Here is a 25,716-nt window from a genome sequence, read left to right on the forward strand (position 1 = left end):
GTAGCCTCCGATGCTCGACAACACTTCCTTGCGTGGGACGAATCCCGCGCAGCCCGACGTTTCATCCTCGATTCCGTTCGACACCGATCTGTGTGTGCACGGTCTGTTCGAAGCGCAGGTGCTGCGCAACCCCGAGGCCATTGCCGTGCGTTGGCAAGCAGAGGCGCTCAGCTACCGCGATCTCAATATCCGCGCCAATCGACTGGCCCATCACCTGCGTAGCCTCGGCGTCGGGCCGGATGTGCGGGTAGGGATTTGTCTTGAGCGTTCGCTGGAAATGCTGGTGGGTGTGCTCGCGGTGCTCAAGGCCGGAGGTGCCTACGTGCCGCTGGACCCGGCGTATCCGCAGGCGCGGCTGGCGCACATGCTGGCCGATAGCGCGCCAGCGGTGGTGCTGACCCACGGTCAGGCGCGGCATGTCCTGATGACTGCGCTCGAACAATCGACCACGGTGCTCGATCTGAGCGATTCAACACATTGGGCTTCGCAATCTCCGGAGAACCCCGATCCTTCCGCGACAGGCCTGACACCCCGACACCTCGCCTACGTGATCTACACCTCCGGCTCGACCGGCACCCCGAAAGGCGTGATGGTCGAGCATCGCGGGTTGATCGCCGTGAGCGCTGCCTGGGCGCAACTCTATGCCTTGGGTGAGCCGCTCAATCACCTGCAAATGGCCGGTTTTTCCTTCGACGTGTTCAGCGCCGATCTGATTCGAGCATTGGGGTTTGGCGGCACGCTGGTGCTGTGCCCCCGCGACACCTTGATGGATCCGCCGGCCCTGTATCGCCTGATGCGCGATGCGCAGATCGGTTTTGCCGACTTCGTCCCGGCGCTGCTCAATCCCTTGCTGGCGTGGGTCGAAGAGACCGGTCATGACTTGTCGTTCCTGCGCACCGTGGTCTGCGGCTCGGACATCTGGACTGCCCACAGCGCCCGGCAATTGCGCAGGCTGTGTGGTGAGCGGGTGCAGATCGTCCAGGCCTATGGCGTGACCGAAGCGAGCATCGACAGTACCTGTTTCGAGTTCACCGAAGGCAGTCAGGTCGACGCGGTGTTGCCCATCGGCCGTGCACTGCCCAATACCCGGATTTACCTGCTCGACGAACAAGGCGAGCCCGTTGCCGAGAGTGTCGCGGGTGAGTTGTACATCGGTGGCGTCGGCGTGGCGCGGGGTTATCTGAACCTGCCGCAATTGACTGCCGAGCGCTTCATCGACAACCCGTTCGTGGCGGGTGAGCGCTTGTACCGAACCGGAGATCTGGCGCGTTATCGGGTCGACGGCCAACTGGAATTCCTCGGCCGCAACGACTCCCAGGCCAAGTTGCGCGGGCTGCGTCTGGAGCTGGGGGAAATAGAAACCCGACTGGCAGACATTGCAGGCGTACGTGAAAGCGTGGTGTTGCTGCGCCAGGACGGACTCGGTGAACCTCGACTGGTCGCGTATTACTGCGAAAAACCGGGCACAACGCTGAGTCCGCGTTCACTGCGTGAACAGCTGCAAATCAGCCTGCCGGACTACATGGTGCCGACGGCATTTGTGCGTCTGGATGCGCTGCCGCTGACTGCCAACGGCAAGGTCGATCGGCCCGGTTTGCCTGCACCGGACGTCGAGGCATTTGATCAGCAGGACTACCAGGCGCCGCAGGGTTCTTTGGAAGCCGCGCTCGCCGCAATCTGGGCCGAGGTGCTCGGCGTCGAGCGAGTGGGGCGTGAGGATCAGTTCTTTGCTCTCGGCGGTCACTCGCTGCTGGTGATGCGTGTGCTGGCGCAGGTTCGCCATGCGCTGGGGCTGGAAGTCGCGCCTTCGACGTTGTTCGCCGCCCCCGTTTTGAAGCAGTTCGCCGAACGGCTGCAAGCCAGTCAGGCTGCGGCTCGTCCAGCCATCACGGCCCTTGAACGCTCGGGCGCGCAAACGTTGTCGTCTGCCCAGCAGCGTCTGTGGTTCCTGGCACAAATGGAGGGTGGCAACGCGGCGTATCACATGCCGCTGAACCTGCGCTTGCGTGGCTCACTGGACGTTCCGGCGCTCGAACGCAGCTTCAATCAACTGGTGGCGCGCCATGCTGCGCTGCGTACCACTTTCATTGCCGTTGAAGGGGAAGGGCGGCAGCAGGTTTCACCGCCCGCGCACAGCCTTCGACTGACCGTCACCGATCTGCAAGGGCCTAATGCTCAAGAGCGCCTCACCCGGTTGATCGACGAGGAGGGCGCCCGGCCGTTCGACCTGAGCCGTGGCCCGCTGATGCGCGTAAGTCTGGTTCGACTGGCAGCGGACGACCATGTGCTGATACTGACCCAGCACCACATCATCTCCGATGGCTGGTCGATGGGCGTGCTCACCCGCGAACTGGGGCAACTCTACGAAGCCGCGCTACAGGATCGCGACGATCCGCTGCCGGCATTGCCCGTGCAGTACGTGGATTACGCCGTGTGGCAGAAACAATGGCTGACCGGCGACGTGCTGGAACAGCAAAACCGCTATTGGCGCGAAACCCTCACGGGCGCGCCGGTGCTGCTGGAATTGCCGACGGATCACAAGCGTCCCCCCGTGCAGGATTATCTCGGCGGTTTTATCCCGCTGGTCTTCGACGAAGCTTTGACCACGCGCCTGAAAGCCCTGGGCATGCAACAAGGCACCACGCTGTTCATGACTTTGCTGGCCGGTTTTTCGCTGCTGTTGTCGCGCCTGTCGGGGCAGGACGATGTGGTGATCGGCGTGCCGTCGGCCAACCGTCCGCAGCAGGAACTGGAAGGGCTGATCGGTTTCTTCGTCAACACCCTGGCCCTGCGCATGACCCGGTCGGGTTCGCCGTCGGTGGCGCAATGGCTGCAACAGGCGCGGCGGGTGGCGCTGGGGGCTCAGGAGCATCAGGACCTGCCGTTCGAGCAGGTGGTGGAGTTGCTCAACCCGCCGCGCAGTCTGGCCCACAGTCCGCTGTTCCAGGTGCTGTTTGCCTGGGAGCAGGATCAGGATTCCGATCTGCTGCTGACCGGACTCGACGTCACGCCGGTCGAAACCAGTCATCACGTAGCCAAGTTCGATCTGCAACTGTCGCTCCACGAGCGTGACGGGCAGATCGTCGGTGGCCTGGAGTTCGCCTCGGGCCTGTTCGAGCGTGGCACCGTCGAGCAGTTCGGCGAGTACCTGCGCCGGGTGCTGACGCAGATGGTCGAGGACAGTGAGCAGTCGCTGGCGGGGATCAAGCTGCTGAGCGCCGAACAACACCAGCAGATCGTTCACGACTGGAACCGCACCGCGCGGGACACCGCGTCGCTGCCCGGTTGCGTGGCACGTTTCGAAACCCTCGCCCGGCAGGCGCCCGATGCCGTGGCGCTGCTCGCCGACCGTGAGCAACTGAGCTACGGTGAACTGAATCACGCCGCCAACCGTCTCGCGCATTACCTGATCGAACAGGGCGTCGGCCCCGAACATCGCGTCGGCCTGTGTCTGGAACGCTCACCGAAAATGGTCATTGGCCTGCTGGCAATCCTCAAGGCCGGCGCGGCGTATGTGCCGTTCGACCCGGCTTACCCGAGCGAACGTCTGGCGTTCATGTTCAGCGACGCCACGCCGACCTTGCTGTTGACGCAGTCGAGCCTGATGGCCGGGCTGCCGGCCAACGAGGCGAAGATCTGCTGCCTGGACACTGACGCATCGCAATGGGCTCAGCACCCGACGGATGATCCGCAAGTCACGGTGACCCCGGAACACCTCGGTTACGTGCTCTACACCTCCGGCTCCACCGGCCGCCCGAAAGGCGTCGCCCACAACCGCCGCGCGCTGGACAACCTGATCAACTGGCAACTCGATCAAGCGGCGGCACCGCAGCGCGTGCTGCAATTCGCCTCGCTGAACTTCGACGTTTCGTTCCAGGAAATCTGCAGCACCCTCTGCCAGGGCGGCAGCCTGCTGCTGATGACCGAAGACAGCCGCAAGGACCTTGCCGCGCTGCGCCCGACCCTGGTGGCCGAAGGCGTGCAGCGGGCGTTCCTGCCGTTCGCCGTGTTGCAGCAACTCGCCGGCCTGACCGAGGCCGATGCCCCGATGCCGGCCGGCGGTTGCGAAATCATCACCGCCGGTGAAGCCCTGCAAATCAATGACGAGCTGCGCGGTTTTGTCCGTGGACTGGGCGGCGCGCAGTTGCACAATCAATACGGGCCGACCGAAACCCATGTGGTCAGCCAGTTCAGCCTTGACTGCAACGAGGCCGAGTCCTGGCCGGACGCGCCGCCCATTGGCCGTCCCATCGCCAACGCGCGGCTTTACGTGCTGGATGAACACTTGAATCCGGTGCCGGTCGGCGTAGCGGGCGAGTTGTACATCGCTGGCGCGTGTCTGGCTCGTGGCTATCTGAACCGCCCGGACCTGACGGCCGAACGCTTCCTGCCGGACCCGTTCAGTGACGAGCCGGGCGCGCGGATGTACCGCAGCGGCGACCTCGCGAAGTTCCAGGCCGACGGCAACGTGCAGTACCTGGGACGCATCGACCAACAGGTGAAACTGCGCGGCTTCCGCATCGAGCTCGGCGAGATCGACAGCCTGTTGCAGCAACAACCCGGTGTGCAGGAAGCCGCCGTGTTGCTGCGTGAAGACGTGGCCGGGGACAAGCGTCTGGTGGCCTATGTGGTCGGCTCCGCGACCAGCGAATCCTTGCGTGCCGAACTGCAACGCCAGTTGCCCGAACACATGATCCCGAGTGCCTGGGTCCGGCTCTCGCAACTGCCGCTGACCCGCAACGGCAAGCTCGACCGACAGGCGCTGCCGGCACCGGAGCGCAGCGCCGGGGCGACCTACGAGGCGCCGCGCAACGACATCGAACGGCAAATGGCCGAGATCTGGGCTGAAGTGCTCAAGTGCGAGCGGGTCGGCATCCACGACAACTTCTTCGACCTTGGCGGCCATTCGCTGCTGGCGACGCGGATGATCTACGCGATCAACCAGCGCATGGGCGCGCAACTGTCCCTGAGCAGTCTGTTCCAGACTCCGGTGTTGAAGGATCTGGCAGCGCAGGTTTCGCGTGAAGAGCAGAGCGTTGAACCGGCGTTCATCCAGATCGAGCCGGATCGCGGCAATCGACATGAACCTTTCCCGCTGACCGATATCCAGCAGGCCTACTGGTTCGGTCGCGAGGCAACGGTCAGCCTCGGCGGCGTCAGTGCCCACGGCTACGAAGAACTGCGCATTCCCGGGTTCGACGCCGAGCGTTTCGAGCAAGCCCTGAATCGCATGATCCTGCGCCACGACATGCTGCGTGTGATCTTCCTCAGCGACGGCACGCAACAGGTGCTGGCGCAGGTGCCGACCTACCGCATGCCCCGCAGTGATCTGCGCGGTTTGCCCGCTGACGTGGCGCAACGGACGCTGGAAGCAACCCGCGAACGCCAGTCCCATCAGGTGCTGGACGCCAGTCGCTGGCCGCTGTTCGAGTTCAGCCTGTCGCTGCTCGATGACGGCATCACCCATTTGCACATCAGCCTCGATGCGCTGATTGTCGATGCGGCGAGCACGCAGATTCTCGCGCGCGAACTCATGGCATTCTACGTCGATCCGGCGCTGGAACTGGCCGAACCGGGCCTGACTTTCCGCGACTACTTATTGGCCGAACAGCAACTGCGCAACGGTCGCCGCTACGAGCAGGCGCTGGGCTACTGGCGCGAACGAGTGACTACTCTGGCCCCGGCGCCAGACCTGCCGCTGGTGCGCCAACCCGAGAGCATCGCCAACCCGCACTTCACCCGCCGTGACCGCGACATGTCGGCGGCGCAGTGGACGCAACTCAAAGCCTTGGCCAAGCAGTTTGCGGTGACACCGTCGGTGATGCTCCTGACCGCCTTCAGCGAAGTGTTGGCGCTGTGGAGCCGCACCCCGCGTTTCACCCTGAGCCTGCCGCTGTTCAATCGCATGCCGTTGCACCCGGATGTCGATGAAATCATCGGTGACTTCACCTCGCTGGTGCTGCTGGAAGTCGGCATCGACGGGGCACTGAGCTTCACCGACAAGGCCCGCGCCGTGCAGGCGCAGCTGTGGCGCGACATCGACCATTCGGTGGTCAGCGGCGTACGGGTGCTGCGCGAATTGTCCCAGGCCCGGGGCGTGCAGCAGACGGCGATGCCGATCGTGTTCAACAGCACGCTGTCGGAAGCGGCGCCGGAGCTGGCCGAATTCAACCTGGCCGATGCATTGAACGCCAGACACATGCACAGCATCACCCAGACCCCGCAGGTGTGGCTCGATCACACCTTGCTGGAGCTGGAAGGACGGCTGTTGTTCAACTGGGACAGCATCGACGAACTGTTCCCTCAAGGCATGATCGAGCAGATGTTTGTCGCCTATAACACGTTGCTCGACAGCCTCTGCGAGCCGGCGGCCTGGGGCGCCAACACGCCACAATTGCTGCCGCAGGCGCGGTTGCCGGCACCGGTCGACATTCAGCAAACGCTGCCATTGATGCACGAACTGTTCGAGCGTCAGGCCCTCGCCACACCGGATGCAATGGCGGTCATCGGCGCGCGACAACTGACTTACGCCCAGTTGCGTTTTGAGGCCCGACAACTCGGCGCCCGCCTGCAAGCGCAGGGCGTGCTGCCGAACCGCTTGGTGGCGGTGGTGATGGAGCGCGGCTGGGAGCAAGTGGTCGCAACGTTGGCGATTCTGTACGCCGGCGGCGCTTATCTGCCCATCGAACCGACTCAGCCGGCGGAACGGCTGCGGCATATTCTGGAGCGGGCCGAGGCGAGTCTGGCCCTGACCCAACCGGCGCTGCTCGACAAAATCGAATGGCCGGCGCAGGTCACGCCCATCGCCGTGACCGATGCAGTCTCAAACGACGCCTTGCCACTGCAACCGGTGCAGGTAAACGAAAACGACCTCGCTTACGTGATCTACACCTCCGGCTCCACCGGTCAGCCGAAGGGCGTGGTGATCGACCATCGCGGTGCGGTCAACACCTTGCTCGACATCAACCGCCGTTTTGCCGTCGGGCCGAATGATCGGGTGTTGGCGATCTCCTCGCTGAGTTTCGACCTGTCGGTCTATGACTTCTTCGGCACGCTGGCGGTGGGCGCGGCGGTGGTCATCCTCGACCCGCAACTGACCCTCGATCCGGCGCACTGGCTTGCATTGATCAAGCGTCATCAGGTCAGTCTGTGGAACTCGGTGCCGGCGCTGCTCGGCATGCTGGTCGAGTACGTGGAGGGCGAGGGCGGCGCGTTGCCCGCGAGCCTGCGGGTGGCGATGTTGTCGGGCGACTGGATTCCTCTGACCTTGCCTGAGCGGGTCTGGGCGTTGCAGCCGGACTTGCAACTGATCAGCCTCGGCGGCGCCACCGAAGCGTCGATCTGGTCGATCTATTATCCGGTGACGCACGTCGATCCGGACTGGCGCAGCATTCCCTACGGCAAGGCTCTCGACCATCAGCGCTTCTATGTGCTGGACGAAGCGCTGCAGGTCCGTCCGACCTGGGTTGCGGGTCAGCTGTACATCGGCGGCATAGGTCTGGCCAAGGGTTACTGGCGCGATGAAAAACTCAGCGCGGGCAGTTTTTTCGACCATCCACTGACTGGCGAACGGCTGTATCGCACCGGTGACCTGGGGCGCTTGCTGCCCGACGGCAACATCGAGTTCCTCGGTCGCGAAGACAATCAGGTCAAGGTCCAGGGCTATCGCATTGAGCTGGGCGAAATCGAAGCCGCGCTCAATCGCCATCCCGGCGTGCAGAGCGCGGTGGTGCGGATTCTTGGCAGCACGCTGGGTGAGAAACGTCTGGCGGGTTATGTGCTCAAGGCCGATCCGGCGTTGCAGGCCAGTGATTTCACCGACTACCTGACGGACAAGCTGCCGGCGTACATGATTCCGACGTCTTTCTCCTTCGTCGAAGCCTGGCCGTTGTCGTCCAACGGCAAGGTCGACAAGAAGCGCCTGCCGGAACCAGAGCAAATCGAGGAACAAGGGCCGGCGCTGGAAGTAGAGGGCCCGCAGGAACAGCGGCTGGTGGAAATCGTGCAGGGCGTGCTCAAGCGCGAATCCATTGCCGCCAATGCCAACCTGCTGAACCTCGGCGCAACGTCAATCGATATCGTCAGGATCAGCAACGCCTTGTCCGGCGCCTTGCAGTTCCGCCCGCATGTGGCCCAGTTGCTGGCCCAGCCGACGTTGCTGCATCTGCTGGGCATGTACCGCCAGAACCGGGCGCGTCAGGAATTGCTCGGCAACGTGCAGCAGACGTCGGAGACCCCGCAGGACATCATCGAAGATCCGCAGCAACGGGCGCAGTTCAAGGCTGAACAACGTGGTCGCCGTGAGTTTGCTCAAACCCTTCCGGCAGTGGCACTGGACTTGCCGCAAGACCCGGCCTTCGCAAGGCGTTTGAGTGATTACCGCTCGGTGCGCCAGTTCGGCGAGCAGCCAATTGCCACTCAAGCCTTCGCGCATGTATTGGCGGCTCTGGCCCAAGGGCAGCTCGACGGTGAAGTGAAATACCAGTTCCCTTCGGCGGGCGGGCTGTACCCGATTCAGGCCTACCTCTACGTCAAGCCGGATCGCGTGCTCGGCGTGCCCGGTGGCGCGTATTACTACGATCCTCGCCAGCATCGCTTGCTGGCACTTCAGAGCGGACTGCTCGACCCGGACACCTACGACTATTTCGTCAATCGTCCGGTGTACGAGAACGCCGCGTTCTCGCTGTTCTTTATCGCCGACATGGCCGCGATCCGCCCGCTGTATGGCGAGCGCAGCCGTGACTTCTGCCATATCGAAAGCGGCGCAATGGCCCAGTTGCTGAGCATGACCGCCGTCGAACAGGGCCTGGGTCTGTGCGGCATCGGCTCGGTCGAGGAGCAGCAACTGACGGCGCTGTTCGACCTCGGGCCGAATCATGAATTGATCTACTCGATGATCGGCGGCCTGCGCACGGCCGATGAACAACACCGCGCGCCGGTCGAGGCGTTTGCCATCGAGCCTGTGACCGCAAGCCTGGACGACGAAAACATGGAGGAGTTCGAAGTATGAATGCCGATCAATTGCTGGCGTTGTTCGCTCGCCATGGCGTGGTGCTCGAGGTGGACGGTGACAGGCTGCGCTGCAAGGCGCCGCGCGGGTTTCTCACCGAAGAACTGACCGCGGCGCTCAAGCTCCACAAGCAGGAGCTGATTGCCTTGCTCGGCGGCCAGGATGACACGGCGATTCCCCGGCGTGCCGACGGGAAAACGAACTGGCCGTTGTCGTTCTCGCAGCGGCAGCTGTGGTTTCTCGATCAGCTGGAACCCGGCAACCCGTTCTACAACGTGCCCACGGCGGTGACGCTGAAGGGGCGGCTGGACGTGGCGCTGCTGGAGCGGGCGTTGAACGAGCTGGTTGCCCGCCACGAAGTCCTGCGCACGACGTTTTGCAGCGTCGAGGGTGAGCCGCGTCAGGTGGTGCATCCGTCGATGCCGCTGTCGTTGTCGGTGACGGATCTGCGCCAGTTGCCTGCCTCAGAGCGCGAGCAGCAAGTGCGATTTGCCGTCGAACAGGACGCACGGGCGCCGTTCGATCTGGCCACCGGGCCGTTGCTGCGCGCGTCTTTGTTGCGTGTGGCGGACGACGAATACCTGTGGCTGTACAGCGTGCATCACATCATCGCCGACGGTTGGTCGATGGGCGTGATTCTGCAGGAAGTCGCGACGCTGTACGGCGATTATCAGCGTGGTGAGGCCTCGACTCTCGCGCCGTTGCCAGTGCAATACGCCGACTACGCCTGCTGGCAGCAACAGCGCGTCGGCGGTGCGGCGCTGGACGCGCAGCTCGATTACTGGCGTCGCACCCTGGACGACGCGCCGCTGTTGTCGACCCTGCCTGCCGACCGGCCGCGACCGTTGGTGCAGCGTTATGTCGGAGCCACGTTCAGTTCCTCTGTCGATGGCAGCACCCTACGCGAACTCACGGCGCTGGCCCGGCAGACCCAGGGCACGCTGTTCAACGTGCTGCTGGGCGCCTTGGCGGTGCTGTTGTGGCGCCACAGCGGCCAGCAGGATCTGTGCATCGGCACGCCGTTCGCCAACCGCAATCGCCCGGAAGTCGAGCCGCTGATCGGTCACTTCGTCAACACGCTGGTGCTGCGTCAGCGCCTCAATCCGCAGCAGACCTTCGCCGAACTGCTGCGCGACGTGCGTGGCCAGATGCTCGACGTCCACGCTCATCAGGACGTGCCGTTCGACCGCGTGGTCGAAGCCGTCAACCCGCAACGCGATCCGGGTCATTCGCCGCTGTTCCAGGTGATGCTGGTGCTGCAGAACACTCCGGGCAGCGGCGTACAGATGCCCGATCTGGAACTGACGCCGTACGGCACCAGCAGCGCCACGGCCAAGTTTGACCTGGCGTTTGAATGGGTCGAGCGGGAAGGGCGGCTGGACCTGTTGGTGGAATACAACACCGATCTTTATGACATCGCGACCATCGAACGCCTGAGCGGGCATTACCGTCATCTACTTGAGCAGATCGCCGCCGACGCCAAGCAACCGATCAATGCAATGCAGTTGATGAACGAGGCTGAGCGTCAGCGGGTGCTGGTCGACTTCAACCGCACAATGCCGCTGACGCAACCGGCGTCCTGCGTGCATCAACTGGTCGAAGCTCAGGTCGCTAGCAACCCTCAGGCCTGCGCAGTGGTGTTTGAAGGGGAGTCGCTGAGCTACGCCGAACTCAATGCCCGGGCCAACCGACTGGCGAGGCACTTGCGCACCTTGGGCGTCGGCCCGGACGTGCGCGTGGCGGTGTGCATCGAGCGTTCGCTGGAACTGCCGGTGGCGTTGCTGGCAGTGCTCAAGGCCGGTGGCGCGTATGTGCCGCTGGACCCCGATTATCCGCTGGGACGCCTGAGCCATATGCTTGGCGACAGCACGCCGGCGGTGCTGCTGACCCTCGGCTCGGCGCACGGGATTTTGCGTCAGGCCATACAAGGTTCGACCTGGGAAGCGCCGATTCTTGATCTCGAAAAAGATGCCGCGAGCTGGGCGTCGTTGCCCGCCGACAATCTCGATCCACGCAATGTCGGCGTCACCCCTGACCATCTCGCCTACGTGATCTACACCTCGGGCACCACCGGGTTGCCCAAGGGCGCGATGGTCGCCCACCGTGGCCTGAGCAATCTGTTGCTGTGGTGTTTGCAGGTCTGCGGCGAAGCGGGGGCGATGCTGCACAAAATCCCGTTCGGTTTCGATGCGTCGGCGTGGGAGACGTTCTGGCCGCTGGCAACCGGCGGGCGTCTGATCATTGCGAAGCCCGGTGGGCATTACGAACCGGCGTATCTGGCCCGCGAAGTACGGGAACAGCAGGTCACGGCGCTGGTGTTCGTGCCAGCGATGTTGCAGCTGTTTCTGGAAGTCGACGAGGTCAGCCAGTGTGCGTCGCTGACCGATGTATTCAGCGGCGGCGGTGAATTGCCGCCAGCCCTGGCCCGGCGCTTTCAGGAACGCTTGCCCCATGCGCGGCTGCACAACGTCTACGGCCCGACCGAAACCACGGTGATCAACAGCGTCTGGACCCTGGAGCCGGGCGTCGAGGTACCGGCCCGGCAACTGCCGATCGGCCGGCCGATTTCCAACAATCGTTTTTACGTACTCGATGACCGCGACGAGCCGGTGCCGGTGGGTGTCACCGGGCAATTGCACATTGGCGGCGTCGGCGTGGCCCGGGGGTATCTGGGGCTGGCGCAGCTCAGTGCCGAGCGCTTTATCGACAATCCGTTCGTGGCAGGCGATCGCCTCTATCGCAGCGGCGATCTGGCGCGCTATCGCCCGGACGGCCAACTGGAGTTTCTCGGGCGCAACGACTTCCAGGTCAAGTTGCGCGGCGTGCGTCTGGAACTGGGCGAGATCGAAGCCCGGCTCGAAGCGTTTCCCGGCATTCGCAGCGCCGTTGTGCTGATGGTCGGCGACGCGGCACAGGATCAGCGGCTGGTGGCGTGTTGCGTGGTCGCCGAGTCGATGGATGAAGCGGCGGTTCAGGCCCATCTGGCGACGACGCTGCCACGTGCGGTGGTCCCCGGCAGTTATCTGTGGCTCGACGCCTTGCCCCTGACCGCCAATGGTAAGGTCGACCGTGCTGCGCTGACAGCAATGGCGGACGAGGAAATGGTCAATCGTCAGGTCAACCTGAGCAGCCCGCGCGACCACATTGAACTGACGCTGTATCAAATCTGGAAACGTCTGCTGCTGGTGCCGCAGATCGGCATCCGCGACAACTTCTTCAACGTCGGCGGCACCTCCATCGCCGCGATCAAAATGGCCCATGAAATCAGCCAGGTGTTCGCGGTTGAGATGCCGGTGCGCGTGGTGCTCAGCTACCCGACCATCGAGGCGCTGGGCGGCTGGCTGCGGGTCGGGGCGAACCCGGCGGTGGCGCAGGGCAATCTGATCGAGTTCCGTCGCGGCACAGGGCAGCGCAACGTGGTGTGCATTCACCCGGCGGGCGGCACGGCGTTCTGTTACCTGTCGCTGGCCAAGGTGTTGCCGGACGAGGCCGGTGTTTACGGGGTGCAATCGCCGGGGCTGAATCCGGGGGAGAGCACCGAACCGACGGTTGAAGCGATGGCCGAAGCGTATCTGCGATTGATCGAACCGCTGACGACGCAACCGCTGATTCTCACCGGGCTGTCGTTCGGTGGTCTGGTGGCTTATGAAATGGCTCGGTTGCTGACGGCGGCCGGGCATCGTCAGGTGACGGTGGTGTTGCTCGATACCCAGGGCAGCGATGATCCGGGTTTCCGCGAGCAGATCGGCACCGTGGACATGGCCGAGTTCCGCGACAAACTGGTGCGCTTCAACGGCATGTACCCCGGCATCGAAGACGCGCAAGTCGAGCGCTATTTCCACATCTACAACCACAACCGTCTGGCCATGGCCGCCTATGAATGTGCGCCGCGCGCCGGGCGTGTGGTGCTGATCCAGGCGCGGGAGGATTTCAGCCGCCATCAGTTGCATGAACTGCGCGGCTTCTGGCGTCACCGCGCCGGCACCGGCTATCTGGCGAAACTGGTCAGCGGCGGGCACTGGGACATGCTTGAAAGCGCGGAAATCCATCGGGTCTCGCAGGTCATCCGGCAGGAGCTGCAACGCTTCGCCGCGCAGGAGGCGAAATGATGAGGGCATCCAATGACCTGACGTTGCTCGCACGCTTTGCGGGGCAAGTGCAGCGCAATCCGAAAGACCCGGCCGTCATCGACGGCTCGGTAACCCTGACTTACGCCGAACTGGCCAGCGCCAGCGAGCGCATCGCCCGAGGGCTGCTGGCACGCGGCGTCGAGCCCGGCCAGTCGCTGGCGTTGTGCATGCCACGTTGCTGGCAATGGTTGGCGGCGATGCTTGGCGCGTTGAAAATCGGCGCCGTGGTTGTGCCGCTGGACCGTGCCAGTCCGCTCAAGCGTCGGGAGTTGATGCTGGTGGATGCAGCGTGCGTGGGACTGATTACCCTGGACGAAGAATCTCAGTGGTCGCCTTCATTGTGGCAGTCCAGCGTCGAGGCCTTGCTCGACCAGCCGGACACTCCGCCGCAAGCGCTGACCGCAGAGTTCGCCGAAGTGATGTTCCTGTTCTACACCTCGGGCACCACCGGCATTCCGAAAGCCGTGGAAGTCGGCGAGCGTGGCTTGTTGCGTCTGGCGCACACCGACGGCTATATCGAAATTCGCCCGACCGACCGGTTCGCCTGCCTGTCCAACCCGGCGTTCGACGCGTGCAGTTTCGAACTGTGGGCGCCGCTGCTCAACGGCGGCTGCTGCGTGATGATCGCCGACGAGGACGTGCTGGATGCGCGCCGACTGGCCGAGGTGCTGGGGTGGACGCAGGTCGACAACCTGTTCATGACGGTGTCGCTGTTCAACACCTTGATTGCCGAGTGGCCGTCGTGCTTTTCCAGCGTGCGGCAGGTGCTGATCGGCGGCGAGCAGATCAGCGCAGCGGTGGTTCGTGCATGGTATCGGGCCAATCCAGAGAGCCTGTGCCGGATTCATAACGTCTACGGCCCCACCGAATGCACCACGTTTGCCCTGTGCTGGCCGATCAGCCGCGACTTTGCCGGTGACCTGGCGCCCATTGGCCGGGCGCTGCCGGATACCGGCGTGCAGGTGCTGGATGAACAGCAACGGCCGGTGCCGGCGGGAGAGGTAGGCGAGCTGTATCTGAGTGGCAGCGGTGTTGCCCGTGGCTACCGTAACCGGCCCGAAGAAACCGCCCGCCAGTTCGTCCGTTTGCCCGACCTCGACGGTGGCGCGCACGTCCATTACCGCACCGGCGATCTGGTGCGCTGCAACGCCGAAGGCTTGATTGAGTGTCTGGGTCGGGTCGACCGTCAGGTGAAGATTCGCGGCTTCCGCATCGAACCGGGGGAGGTGGAGCAACGGATCCTGGAGCATCCGGGCGTGACGCAGGTGTACGTCTGCACCCGGCGTCAGGCGGCGGAGGACCATCAGCTGCTGGCGTTCGTCGTTCCGCGCGGGGAGCTGGACTATCACGCCTTCGAAGCCCATTTGCGGGCGCAACTGGCGCCATACATGCGACCGCATCAGTTGTTCCTGCTGGAGCGCCTGCCGCTGACGGCCAATGGCAAGATCGATCGCGACAGCTTGCTGGGGCAACCGCTGAGTCCATGGCATCCAGCTTCCGTGGCCATGGAAAACGACAACGCTTCACCGGCGCTGGACTGGTTGCTGAGTCAGGCCCGTTCGCTGCTCGGCCAACCGGGCCTGAGTGCGCAGGACGACTGGCTGGGCAGTGGCGGCGATTCGCTCAAGGCCATGCGTCTGCGTTCGGCGATTCGTAACCGTTGGCAGCGCGAGATCCCCCTCGACACGTTGCTCAACGAGTCCTTCGCATCATTGGCCGGACAACTGCTGGGCGAGCGTGGCGATTCGATCTATCCACCTGCGCCCGGGATCAGTCGCGCCGCACGCTTGCAAGCCACTGCCGAACAGCGCCGCCTGTGGTTGTTGCAGCAACGTACGCCGACCTCGACCGCTTACAACGTGCCGCTGATTCTGCATCTGGCGGCCGGTGTCGAGGTCGCGGCACTGGGCGAGGCCGTGGACCGTCTGGTGACGCGACATCCCGGTTTGCGCACGGCATTCGCATCGGGTGCCGAGGGTCTTGATCAGGTGATCGCCGAGCAAGGTTCGGCCTGCCGCACCTTCGCCGTCGGGCACTTTACCGAGGACAACTGGCAGGCCTTCGCGGAGCTGGTGTTCGCCACGCCGTTCGACCTGAGCACGCCGAGCCTGTTTCAGGCGTGGCTGTTGCCGTTCGCCGATGGCAGCTGCCGGCTGCTGCTGAATCTGCATCACATCATCGTCGATGGCTGGTCGGTGAACCTGCTGTTCGACGACCTGAGGCAGCTTTACACCGACGTTGTGCAAGGTCGCGAAATCCCGGAATCGGTAGCCCATCTGACGACATTGGAATTTGGCCAGTGGCAGCGCCAATGGAGCGTCGATCCGCATTACCGTGACCAACGGCGAGCCCTGGCCGAGTTGCATCGTCGGCAGGAAGAACCGTCATCCGCGTTGATGCCGATGCGCCCGGTCAGCCCGGACGCGAGGTTGCACCGCGAACCCCTGGGCGCGGTGCGCAGTGCAGCCCTTGAACGGTTCTGCACGCAACAGCGACTGACCCGTTTCGAAGTGCTGTTCAGTGTCTTCGCCTGGAGTCTTTACGCTCTGACCGGATGCGAGCGACCCCGGATCGCCAGTCCGGTGGCCAACCGGCCATTGGCGGAGTTCGAAGACAGCGTCGGCATGTTTGCCAACACCGTGCTGATTCCCGCCGCCGTAAACCACGCAGCGACCCTGAGCGAACAGCTGCATCAACAGACCGCCACCGTGCGCGAGGTGCTGGCGCTGCAAGATGTGGCACTGGCGGATCTGGTCGAAGACCTGCGGCTGTCGTCGAGTACCGCGCTGTTCGATTTCATGTTCGTGCTGGAAAACACCGATTACGCCGCATTGGCCGACTCGTACCTGCGCGCGACCCTTGAGTTCAACGAACACCTGCAAGCCAAGTGCCCGCTGACCTTGTTGATGGTGGGCAGCGGCTCGCAGCTGGAGTGTTGGTGGGAATATCAGTGCAGCTATTTCGATGCCGGACAGATAAGCACGGTGAATGCATTGTTCCGCCGTGGTCTGGACCTGTTGCTGGAAAGCCCGGCGGCGACGCTCGACAGTCTGCTGGGGCCTTATCGACAGGGTCTGGCCCCGGCCAGTGAAGGGCCGAAGGGTGAACTGCCGTTCAACACCCTGGCGGACTGGTTCGAGCATCAGGTGCATTGCACGCCGGATGCGATTGCGTTGGTTCAAGGTCAGCGCCGCCTCACTTATGGCGAGCTGAATGGACTGGCTGACGCTCTGGCTGCTGATTTGATCGAGCATCATCCATTGCCTCTCGGTAGCGCGCCGCTGCATGTCGTGCTGTTTCTCGATGCCTCGGTTGAACACATCGTCGCGCTGCTGGCCCTGGCCAAACTCAACCTGACTGCCGTGCCGCTGGATCCCGCTTATCCGGTGGCGATCCAGCGTCAGGTATTGGAACAGGCACAACCTCATTGTGTGCTGTTCAGCGATACGACGGCGGCCGCGCTCGATGATCTGAATGCCGGACGATTCGCCACGCATCGGGTCGATCTGCACGTCGATGCCGAAGCGTTCGAGCGTCCACGCCACGCCGGTGAGCGACCGCTGTACACGCTGTTCACCTCCGGCTCGACCGGCACGCCCAAAGGTGTGCAAGTGTCGGAATGCACCCTGTGCAACCTGCTGCAATGGCAGCGCACGGAAGGGCAGTTGCCTGCGAAAGCGTTGACCTTGCAGTTCTCCATGCTGTCGTTCGACGTGTCGTTTCAGGAGATTTTCAGCACCCTGTGCGGGGGCGGCTGCTATCACCTGATCACGCCGCGCTGGCGTCAGGATGCCGAGGCGTTGCTGGATTACATGGTCGAGGCGCGGATCGAACGGTTGTTCCTGCCGTACGTGGCGTTGCAGCATCTGGCGCAAACCGCTGTGGCTCGGGGAATCTACCCGTCGGCATTGCGCGAAGTGATCACCGCCGGGGAGCAATTGCTCTGCACGGACGCGCTGCGCAACTGGTTCGGCGGCATGCCGCAGGCTTCGTTGTTCAATCACTACGGCCCGACCGAAACCCATGTGGTCAGTGCCTTGCGATTGCCTGCGGTGCCCCGTGACTGGCCGTTGCGTGCACCGATCGGTCACGCCGTCGGCAATGCCCGGTTGCTGTTGGTCGATGAGTTTGATCGCCCGGTGCCAATTGGCAGTCGCGGCTATCTGCTGGTGGCCGGGCCGATGGTTGCCCGATGCTATCTGGCTGATGCTGATCTGAATGCCAAGCGGTTTGTAGAGTTGCCAGAGGGCCGCTTGTTCTACCGCACCGGCGATCTGGCGTGGGCCGATGCTAAAGGCTGCCTGCATTACCTTGGACGTGACGACCAGCAGATCAAACTCAGCGGCCATCGTCTGGAGCTGGGGCAGATCGAAGCGGCGCTGATGCAGGTGCCGGAAGTGGTCAACGCGGTGGTGGCGGTTCAGGCTGATCCGCCGCGCCTGATCGCCTGGCTGCAACTCGACGGCGAGCCCGCGACGTCGCAACAGCTGGATCGTCAGGTCGCGCAACGGCTGCCGGCCCATGTGCGGATCGATGAATATCGCCGGATCGACGTCTGGCCACGGACTCCCAGCGGCAAGATCGACCGCAAGGCTTTGCCGGCTCTGGGCGAGGCGCTGGAGCGTCGCAGTACGCCGCAACCGGTTGTGCAATTGACCGCACTGGAGCGGCAACTGAGCGAGCTGTTCCGGGATGTGATCGGCCGTGACATCGAACCGGAACAGACCTTCTTCGAGGCCGGCGCCACCAGCCTCGGCCTGATGCGTTTGCATGGACGTTACGCCGAAGCGCTGCCGCACAAAGTGACGATGGCCGACCTGTTCGAACACGTCACGATTCGGCGTCTGGCGGCGCATCTGTCGACGGCTTCGGTGGCAGCAGTGGAGCGTGTCCGGCAAACCGATGCAGGTCACCAGCCGATGGCGATCATCGGCATGTCGGTCAATGTGGCCGGGGCGCGGAACCTGTCCGAGTTCTGGGCGATGGTGCAGGGTAACGAGCTGGGCATCGAACGCTTTGCCGCCGAAGAAGGTCTGGTCGGCGCCCGCAGCCAACTGGCCGGCATGCTCGATTTCGATCCCGAGTATTTCGGCATCAGCCGCCAGGAAGCGCGCCTGATGGACCCGCAACAGCGGCATCTGCTGATGGGCTGTGTGCAGGCTCTGCAACACGCGGCCATCGTCCCGTCAGCGGACGGTCCGCGCATCGGCCTGATCGCCAGTTGCGGTGAAACCACGTACTTCCAGCAGATGCTGCGCGACACCGCAGAAGGCGATCTGCCGGACGGCTTCCAGATGGCGCTGCATCACGACAAAGACTTTCTGGCGACCAAAGCTGCGTATCACCTGGACCTCAATGGCCCGGCCCTGAGCGTGCAGGCGGCGTGCGGCAGCTCGCTGATCGCCGTGCACATGGCCAGTTCGATGTTGCGTCAGGGCGACAGCGACGTGATGCTGGCTGCCGGTGTGCTCATCGACCCGACCCTGACCGATGGCTATCGTCATCGCTCGCAGCACATCTTTTCCGCCGATGGCCTGTGCCGCCCGTTCAGCGACGACGCCAGCGGGACCATCGGCGCCAGCGGTTATGGCGTGGTGGTGCTCAAGCCACTGGTCAGGGCGCGGGCGGATGGCGACCGGATCTACGCGTTACTCGAAGGCTCCGCACTGAACAACGATGGCCGGGCCAAGATGAGCTACACCGCGCCGTCGGTGGCCGGGCAGAGCGCGGTCATCAGCGACGCCTTGAATCGCGCCGGACTGACTGGTGCCGACATCGGCTACATCGAAGCCCATGGCACCGGCACTTTGCTGGGGGATCCGATCGAGGTCGCGGCATTGACCAAGGCCTTCGGCGAGGCGCCAGCCGGCAGTTGCGCGCTGGCCTCGGTGAAGAGCCAGATCGGCCATCTCGGCGCGGCGGCGGGGGTGGTCGGACTGATTCGCGCCAGTCTCGCGGTATTCCATGGCGTGCTACCGCCGAACCTCGGGTTTGGGCGGATCAATCCGCAGATCGATCTGGAGCATTCACCGTTCTACGTGCCGACCACGTCCCGACCATGGCCGGAAGGGCGGCGGCGCCTGGCGGGTATCAGCAGTTTCGGGATCGGTGGCACCAACGCTCATGTGATTGTCGGTGCAGCACCCAAGGCGCAGGAAGTGGCCGAGGAAACGCTGCCACTGCTGATGATCTCGGCCCACATCCGAGCGGAACTGCTGCGCGATATCGCGGTGATCCGCGAATACATGCAAACGCACCCGGAACAGCAGACCGCATTGCTGCGGCACTTGCAGTCAGGTCGCCGCCAACTGCGCTGGCGCTTTGCGATGGTCTGCCAGCCGGGTGATGAAATTCCCTTGCAGCCGACAGCGATCAAGGAAATCTCCCCGTCGGGTGCACAACTGATCGCCCGTGATCATTCAGCGCAGGTATTGCTTGAGGCCTGGTACGAAGGCGCCCATATCCAGTGGCCGCAGCACTCGGCACCGCCGCCGTGGAATTTGCAGCCGTCGTCTTTTGATCTCCAGACCTATCGGTTTCAACCTGCTGGCGAAATCGTTGCCCCCGTTTCGGCCGGCATCGAGCGGCAACCTCTGGCGCAGTGGTTTCATCAGCGGCAGTGGGGGCGTGTACAGCGCCTGAGTGTGAAGGCATCTGATGCCAAACGAGAAACGCTGATCCTTTGCAGCCATGAAGCACCCGGTGCGGCATTGCTGGAACATCTGCGAACGGTTTATCGACGCGTGGTTCAAGTCCGCACCGGCAATGGCTTCAAGCATCTCGGCGCAGATCGTTACGAACTGGATCCGCTGGACACCGAAGCCCTGAATCGTTTGCTCACCGAGGTCACAGAATCTGAAACCGGCGAACTCGACTGGCTGCACACCTTGCCGCTGGCGGTGTCAGGCGTGGTCAACGAGCAATCGCTGGATCTGGCGCAGTGGGCCTGTCTGGACACGATCAGTGCGCTGATGCAGGCCTGGGGGCAAATCGCACGGACGACTCGTCTGCGCCTGTGGCTGATGTCGTGGCAGGCGTGTCCGGTGGACGGCGAGGTCCGACGTCCCGAGTTGGCGGCACTGGCCGGGATCAGCGAAGTGGTGCCCCAGGAGTACCCGGTGCGATGCCACTGGCTGGACTGGCCGTCGTCGCACCTTGATGCGCAGGCCGCAGAGCTGGCGGCGCTGCTCGGCGATCCGGCCGCGTTGCCTCGGCGGATGGCGGTGCGCGACGGTTACCTGTGGCAGCCACGGTTGATCGCTCAGCCATTGCCGGGTCCGACCACGACTTCCAGCCTGCTGCCGGAGGACGGTACGTTTCTGGTGCTGGGTGGCACCGGCGGGATCGGTCGAACTCTTTGCGAACACCTGTTGCAGGCACCTGCGCGGCGTGTGGTGCTGCTCTCTCGTCAAGGTGAATTGCCTGCAGAACTCGCGGCCTACGCCTCGCGAATCGATTGCCTTCAGGCGGACATCGCGGACCTGTCGCGCTGGCCGCAGGTACTCGATCAACTGGCCCGACGCTACGGTCAACTGACCGGGGTGATTCATGCGGCGGGTGTCGGTGCCGGCAGTCTGATTCGCCATCGGGATGCCCGGCAGATGGCCGAGGCGATGGCCGCCAAGACTCGCGGCATGCTGGCGGTCGAAAGTCTGATTGAACGGCTTTCTCCGGGTTTCGTCCTGTATTGCTCGTCGATGTCGGCGTTGTTCGGCGGCGCGGGGCATCTGGACTATTCGGCAGCCAGCGGTGTGCTCGACGGTTTCGCGCATTATCGTCCAGCCACGGCCAATGCTTGCCTGCGTCTGGGGATCAACTGGGACATCTGGCGTGACGTCGGCATGGCCAGGACCAGCAACGGCGGGGATGCTGCGCATCAAGAGCATCTGACGGTCGGCTTGTCGGCTGAAGAGGGGTGTCGGGTGTTCGATCTGGCGATGGCGGCGCAGTTGCCGCAATTGCTGGTTTCCACCACCGGTATCGACACGGCGCGGCGTTTCTATCCGGTTCGCCATGGCGCCGTTGTCGCGCAGGTCGAAATGCCCAAGGGTGTGGATCTTTCCGAGCGCCTGCGTGAATGCCTGTGCAAATGGCTCGGCGTGGCTGAGCTTGAGGACGACGATTCGCTGTACGACCTGGGGGCGGATTCGCTGACCCTGCTGGACCTGATCGATGAACTGCAAGCGGCCACCGGCGAGGTGTTCCAGCTGTCGCAGTTCAGCCACAAGGTCAGCCTGCGCGAAGTGCTGGGGCTGGTGGCCGATTCTACGGCAGAGGCTTCAGATGACGCGCCGCACAGCTGGAACGACGCGGTGCGGATCGATCAGTGGCATGCCGGCGCCGGTCGTGAATGGCTGTATCTGATCCATCCGGTGGGCGGCGATGTTCAGGCCTATCGGGAACTGGTTTCAACTTTGCCAGCGGATCTGGGTGTCTGCGTGATCGCAGATCCTGCTTTGCGTGTGCCGGCGTTGCCGAACATCAGCATCGTCGAGCGGGCCCGGTGGTATCTGCAGGCGATCAAAGCCCACCTCCCGGACGGTTGCGCCTGGCGTCTGGCGGGTTGGTCGTTCGGGGCCTGGGTGGCGCAGGCGCTGTGTCTGCAAGCCCAGGCTGACGGATTCAGGCAACCGCAGTTGTACCTGATCGACCCGCCCGCGCCGGATGCCGGTGCGGAACTGGCCGGCATCGACGAGCGGACCATCGAACAGGTGTTCCAGCGAGAGTTCGCCCAGCTCTGGCCTGACGTCGAAGGGCAGGCGCTGTCCGAGGAACGTCAGGCTTATTTGCAACGGCTGACGGTGTGCTGTCGCAATAACATGGCCAGCATGGTCGATTTCCAGCCCCCTGCGTTGGTCGCCACACCTGTGTGGATGTTCATCGCCGGGCACGCCAACCCTTATGGACTGGGCAACGCCTGGAACATGAATGACTTGCAACGCAACTGGCAGGCCTTGCTGCCGCAGTTGCAGAGCTGGCAGCGACTGGACACCGACCACTACGGCATCGTGGCGGGCCCTTGGGCGCGGATGCTGGCCGAGGTCATTGGCACGGAGGGGCCGTCGAGATGAATGAGCCGATCTTGATGCCTCGGTGGTTGCCGACATTGACGCAGGTGCTGTGTGAAGACCAGCCCGAAGTCTTGCATCAGCGGATTCACGGGTTCGAGGACACGCTGTCGCTTCGTCCGATTCATCGTTGGCAAGCCGATGTTGTCGTGCCGATGTTGTGCGAGGCATTGCCGAAACATCGACAGGCGCTGCTCGCGCTGCAAAGCCTGCATCAACGGGCAGCCCTCGGTTTGTCCGGGCGTCAGGGCGAGTGGCGGGCCACCCTCAAACCGGTGTTGCTGGCGCTGTATCGTCAGGCCTATGCCTACGACGCGGCGTACGCCCAGGCCCATGCCAGTGCGATGACTTACGGCCTCGCGCCGACCAACACCGCGATGATCGCCGAGCACTTCGGCGATGCCGAGGCGTTCGCGGTGTATTACGCGCAACTGAATACCGAAGCCAGCGCCTCGGCGTTCGCTCAGGCCCATGCCGCCGCCAATGTTGAAATCTCGTCCCGGGCCTTCGCGGCTGACGACGCGGATGCGTATGCGCAGGTTTGCGCAGCGTCGGCGCGGGTTTATGTCTGGGCCTCTGCCCCGACCGACGAACAACGGCGTGTGCTGTTCAACCATCTTGCAGAAGGGCTGGTCCGGCACCTGCAGTCCCATCCAACAGGAGAAACGACATGAACGATGCACAGCAGCAATTCGATGTGGTGATCAACGCTCAGGGTCAGTATTCCCTGTGGCCGGCGGGCAAGCCGATGGCCAGCGGCTGGAGCGCGGCGGGGATGCGTGGCGAACGTCAGATCTGTCTGAATTACATCAATGAGCACTGGATCGACATGCGCCCGCGTTCTCTGCGCGAGCAGTCATCGGTGTCGTTTCAATAAGAAAGGTGAGGGAACATGGATCAGTTGGCACTCAAGGCAATCGAGCGCATCGCCGCAGAAAAGCGCGCACCGTATCAGCGCATCACGGTCGACCGGATCACGCCGATCATCGGTGCCGAAATCGGTGGCGTCGATCTTTCGCAGCCGCTGGAGGACGATCAGCTCGCGGAAATCCGTCGGGCCTTTCTGGAAAACCACGTGCTGGTGTTCCGCGATCAGCATCTGACGGTCGAGGAGCACAAGGCGTTTGGTCGGCTGTTCGGCGAATTGCGGGCGTTGCCGGTGGAAGACATCGATGGCGATGACCCGGAACTGGTGGTGATCCGCGCCAATGCGCAATCGCGCTATGTGGCCGGCGAAACCTGGCACACCGACGGCACGGCTGACCTGGCGCCGTCCATGGGGTCGATGCTGTACGTCAAGGAAACCCCGGCCATCGGCACGGGCGGCGATACGCTGTTCGCCAACATGCACCTGGCGATCGAAATGCTCTCGCCGACGATGCAGCAGTTTCTCGGCGAACTGACCGCGATTCACGACGGTGCAATTCCGTGGAAGGGTTATGAGGCGCCCGCCAACCTGCCAAAAACCGAACACCCGGTGGTGGTGCGTCATCCGGAAAACGGGCGCAAGTCGCTGTTCGTCAATTCCGGGTTCACGTCGCACATCGTGCAGTTGTCCGGGGGCGAAAGTCAGGTGCTGTTGAACATGCTGTTCGACCTGGTGGCCCGGGAGCCGTCCCTCAGTTGCCGGGTTCGCTGGGCGCCGAACACGCTGGTGTTCTGGGACAACCGCTGCACCCAGCATCATGCGATCTGGGATTATTTCCCGCATTCGCGTTATGGCGAGCGGGTGACGATTCTCGGCACGCAGCCCAAGGCTTGAAAACATCAGAGGGAGCCATGCGCTCCCTCTTTTTCTAAATGCCGCGACGAATCAGTTGCTCGACGATCAACTCACCGAACGCCAGATTGCCGTGCAGCGGATCATCCACTTCGCAGAACGCCTCACGCTGAAAACCCTGCTCATCGTTCGCTGCCTCGCGCACGTCGATCAACTCGACGCCAAGCCCTTGCAGGCGTTCGATCAGCAATGACTGCGCGGCCATGAACACGCGCGGGTCGGACAGCTCCGGCACCCGTTGCGGCGGCAGCACGGCGAACACCTTGAGGTTCAGCGCCAGAGCCTGTTCATAGAAGGCCAGGGCGGGGCGGGACAGGGTGTCGATGACCGCCTCGAACAACGGCCCGGCGAGAAAACCGTCGTCGAACTCACCGTGCGCATTCTGGTAGCAGCTCCAGTTTGGCGCGGTGGCCAGATAGTGCAGGCTCAGGCCGATCGTGCTCACCAGCGGCACGCCGACCTTCGCCAGTTGCGGCACTTCGAGCGTGTCGAGGGCCTGGCGGTACAGTCGATCCATTTCCGCATCCCGAAAGGCCACGTCATGACGGGTCAACTGGAAGAAGTCGACGGCGAAGTCCCGACCGGTTCCCAGCGGGCCGCCACCGAAAGGCAGCTCACGGGCCTGCGCCGCCTTGCCGATGACGCCGGCATGGGAGTCGCCCAGCAGCAGAAACCTAGGCGTAGTAATCGAGTACGGCGTCTTCACAGACAAGATCCTCGCTGGACACGCTGGTGGAGGTGGTCGGCGCCTGCACCGACTGGACGGCTTCAAGTCCGGCAAAGAATTGCTGCATCACGAACGCCACACCTTCTGGCGTGACTTCGCGCTGGTTGGGCTGGTAGAACGCGCCCTTGAACGGGGTGCCGGTGATGATTTCGTAGGACGGGAAATAGTCGACGTCGGGCAGGTCTTCACACAATTGCCCGGCGACGGCGCGCAGCACCGATTTGGAGTAGGTCGTGGCGCTCAGCACGTGTTGCCCGGTGGCGGTCGCCGTCAGGGGCACCGGTGAAACGGTGAGCAGCAGACGCAGTTGCGGGTTGATCGAACGCATCAGTTCCAGCGCCCGGACCATGTCGCCGTAAGTGTCCATGAAGCCGAAGTTGCAGAACCGGTGGAGCAGCGGATCGAAAGTGCCGCGCACGGTGCCGGGGCACACGGGATAGACCAGACCGGTCTCGCGATGTTGCCAGGCTTCGGTCAAACCGAGGGTGAACACAAACACCTTGGCCCGGCGCAGCGCTTCACGGATGGCGTCCAGGGTGGCCTCGCGCGAGTCGAACAACGCCTGCTCGCTGGCAAATCCGTCGGGCTCCACGGCGGGGCGGAACGGATCGAAGAAACGCCCGTCATGCACCCAGGTCTCATCCGGCGGAGCGCTCACGCCCAGCGCCCATTCAAGCCATTGGCACAACATCGCCGGGGTATACAGATTGCCGGTGCGGAACGAAAACACCCCGTAGTTGTGGGCTTTCCAGTCGGCCTCGGGCAACGCGTCCGGGGCGGGTTCCGCGTCCAGCCAGTGCATGCCGCGCTCAACCAGCGCGCGGCCGATGTGCTGGGCGAAACAGGAGCCGGCGGTGACGATGGCATCCTTGTTGCCGATCTCGAATTGCGGGGTCCACAGCTCACCGATGTCCGGCGCGGACTTGTCGGCGACGGCCGTACGCCAGAAAGCGCGGGGTGGCAGGCATTGATAGGGATTCACGACGAGAGGCCTCCTTGGC

The 25,716-nt window shown here is 63.6% G+C and carries 8 protein-coding genes; 6 read left to right on the top strand and 2 right to left on the bottom strand.

The genetic code is table 11. From position 1 onward, the window contains the following. Positions 1 to 10 precede the first annotated feature (10 nt). Genes IF189_RS11630 through IF189_RS11655 form a run of 6 tightly spaced genes read left to right on the top strand, consistent with a single transcriptional unit; the run spans position 11 to position 23,970 of the window. Positions 11 to 9,010 (top strand): non-ribosomal peptide synthetase, encoded by a 9,000-nt coding sequence (locus IF189_RS11630; protein ID WP_192553342.1) that lies wholly within the window; start codon positions 11 to 13, stop codon positions 9,008 to 9,010. Further along, positions 9,007 to 13,119 (top strand): non-ribosomal peptide synthetase, encoded by a 4,113-nt coding sequence (locus tag IF189_RS11635; protein WP_192553343.1) that lies wholly within the window; start codon positions 9,007 to 9,009, stop codon positions 13,117 to 13,119. The genes IF189_RS11630 and IF189_RS11635 overlap by 4 nt, the downstream gene beginning before the upstream one ends. Continuing rightward, positions 13,116 to 22,211 (top strand): non-ribosomal peptide synthetase, encoded by a 9,096-nt coding sequence (locus IF189_RS11640; RefSeq protein WP_192553344.1) that lies wholly within the window; start codon positions 13,116 to 13,118, stop codon positions 22,209 to 22,211. Before IF189_RS11635 ends, IF189_RS11640 begins: the two co-directional genes overlap by 4 nt. Beyond that, a complete protein-coding gene (locus IF189_RS11645) occupies positions 22,208 to 22,882 on the top strand; it encodes a hypothetical protein (RefSeq protein WP_192553345.1) in 675 nt (224 codons plus the stop codon). The genes IF189_RS11640 and IF189_RS11645 overlap by 4 nt, the downstream gene beginning before the upstream one ends. Beyond that, positions 22,879 to 23,085, top strand: a complete 207-nt coding sequence (locus IF189_RS11650) for an MbtH family protein (protein ID WP_134827193.1) — start codon at positions 22,879 to 22,881, stop codon at positions 23,083 to 23,085. The genes IF189_RS11645 and IF189_RS11650 overlap by 4 nt, the downstream gene beginning before the upstream one ends. 15 nt (positions 23,086 to 23,100) lie before the next feature. Continuing rightward, entirely contained in the window at positions 23,101 to 23,970 is an 870-nt protein-coding gene (locus IF189_RS11655; protein WP_192553346.1) for a TauD/TfdA dioxygenase family protein, read from the top strand. A 34-nt stretch (positions 23,971 to 24,004) separates the two neighbouring features. On the opposite strand, the gene IF189_RS11660 is transcribed toward IF189_RS11655, so the two are convergent. Together IF189_RS11660 and IF189_RS11665 are read right to left on the bottom strand one after the other, a co-directional pair. Further along, positions 24,005 to 24,694 (bottom strand): hypothetical protein, encoded by a 690-nt coding sequence (locus tag IF189_RS11660; protein WP_134827191.1) that lies wholly within the window; start codon positions 24,692 to 24,694, stop codon positions 24,005 to 24,007. Beyond that, complete coding sequence (locus IF189_RS11665) at positions 24,663 to 25,697, bottom strand: GSCFA domain-containing protein (RefSeq protein ID WP_192553347.1); 1,035 nt, start codon at positions 25,695 to 25,697, stop codon at positions 24,663 to 24,665. Before IF189_RS11665 ends, IF189_RS11660 begins: the two co-directional genes overlap by 32 nt. Between the last annotated feature and the right edge of the window lie 19 nt (positions 25,698 to 25,716).

The organism is Pseudomonas sp. IzPS59, from assembly GCF_014863505.1.
GTDB classification, from domain to species: domain Bacteria; phylum Pseudomonadota; class Gammaproteobacteria; order Pseudomonadales; family Pseudomonadaceae; genus Aquipseudomonas; species Aquipseudomonas kribbensis.

Bases quoted from the DNA above. Each gene is read 5' to 3' on its own strand.
- IF189_RS11630 (WP_192553342.1), top strand. From the start codon at position 11: ATGCTCGACAACACTTCCTTGCGTGGGACGAATCCCGCGCAGCCCGAC.
- IF189_RS11635 (WP_192553343.1), top strand. From the start codon at position 9,007: ATGAATGCCGATCAATTGCTGGCGTTGTTCGCTCGCCATGGCGTGGTG.
- IF189_RS11640 (WP_192553344.1), top strand. From the start codon at position 13,116: ATGATGAGGGCATCCAATGACCTGACGTTGCTCGCACGCTTTGCGGGG.
- IF189_RS11645 (WP_192553345.1), top strand. From the start codon at position 22,208: ATGAATGAGCCGATCTTGATGCCTCGGTGGTTGCCGACATTGACGCAG.
- IF189_RS11650 (WP_134827193.1), top strand. From the start codon at position 22,879: ATGAACGATGCACAGCAGCAATTCGATGTGGTGATCAACGCTCAGGGT.
- IF189_RS11655 (WP_192553346.1), top strand. From the start codon at position 23,101: ATGGATCAGTTGGCACTCAAGGCAATCGAGCGCATCGCCGCAGAAAAG.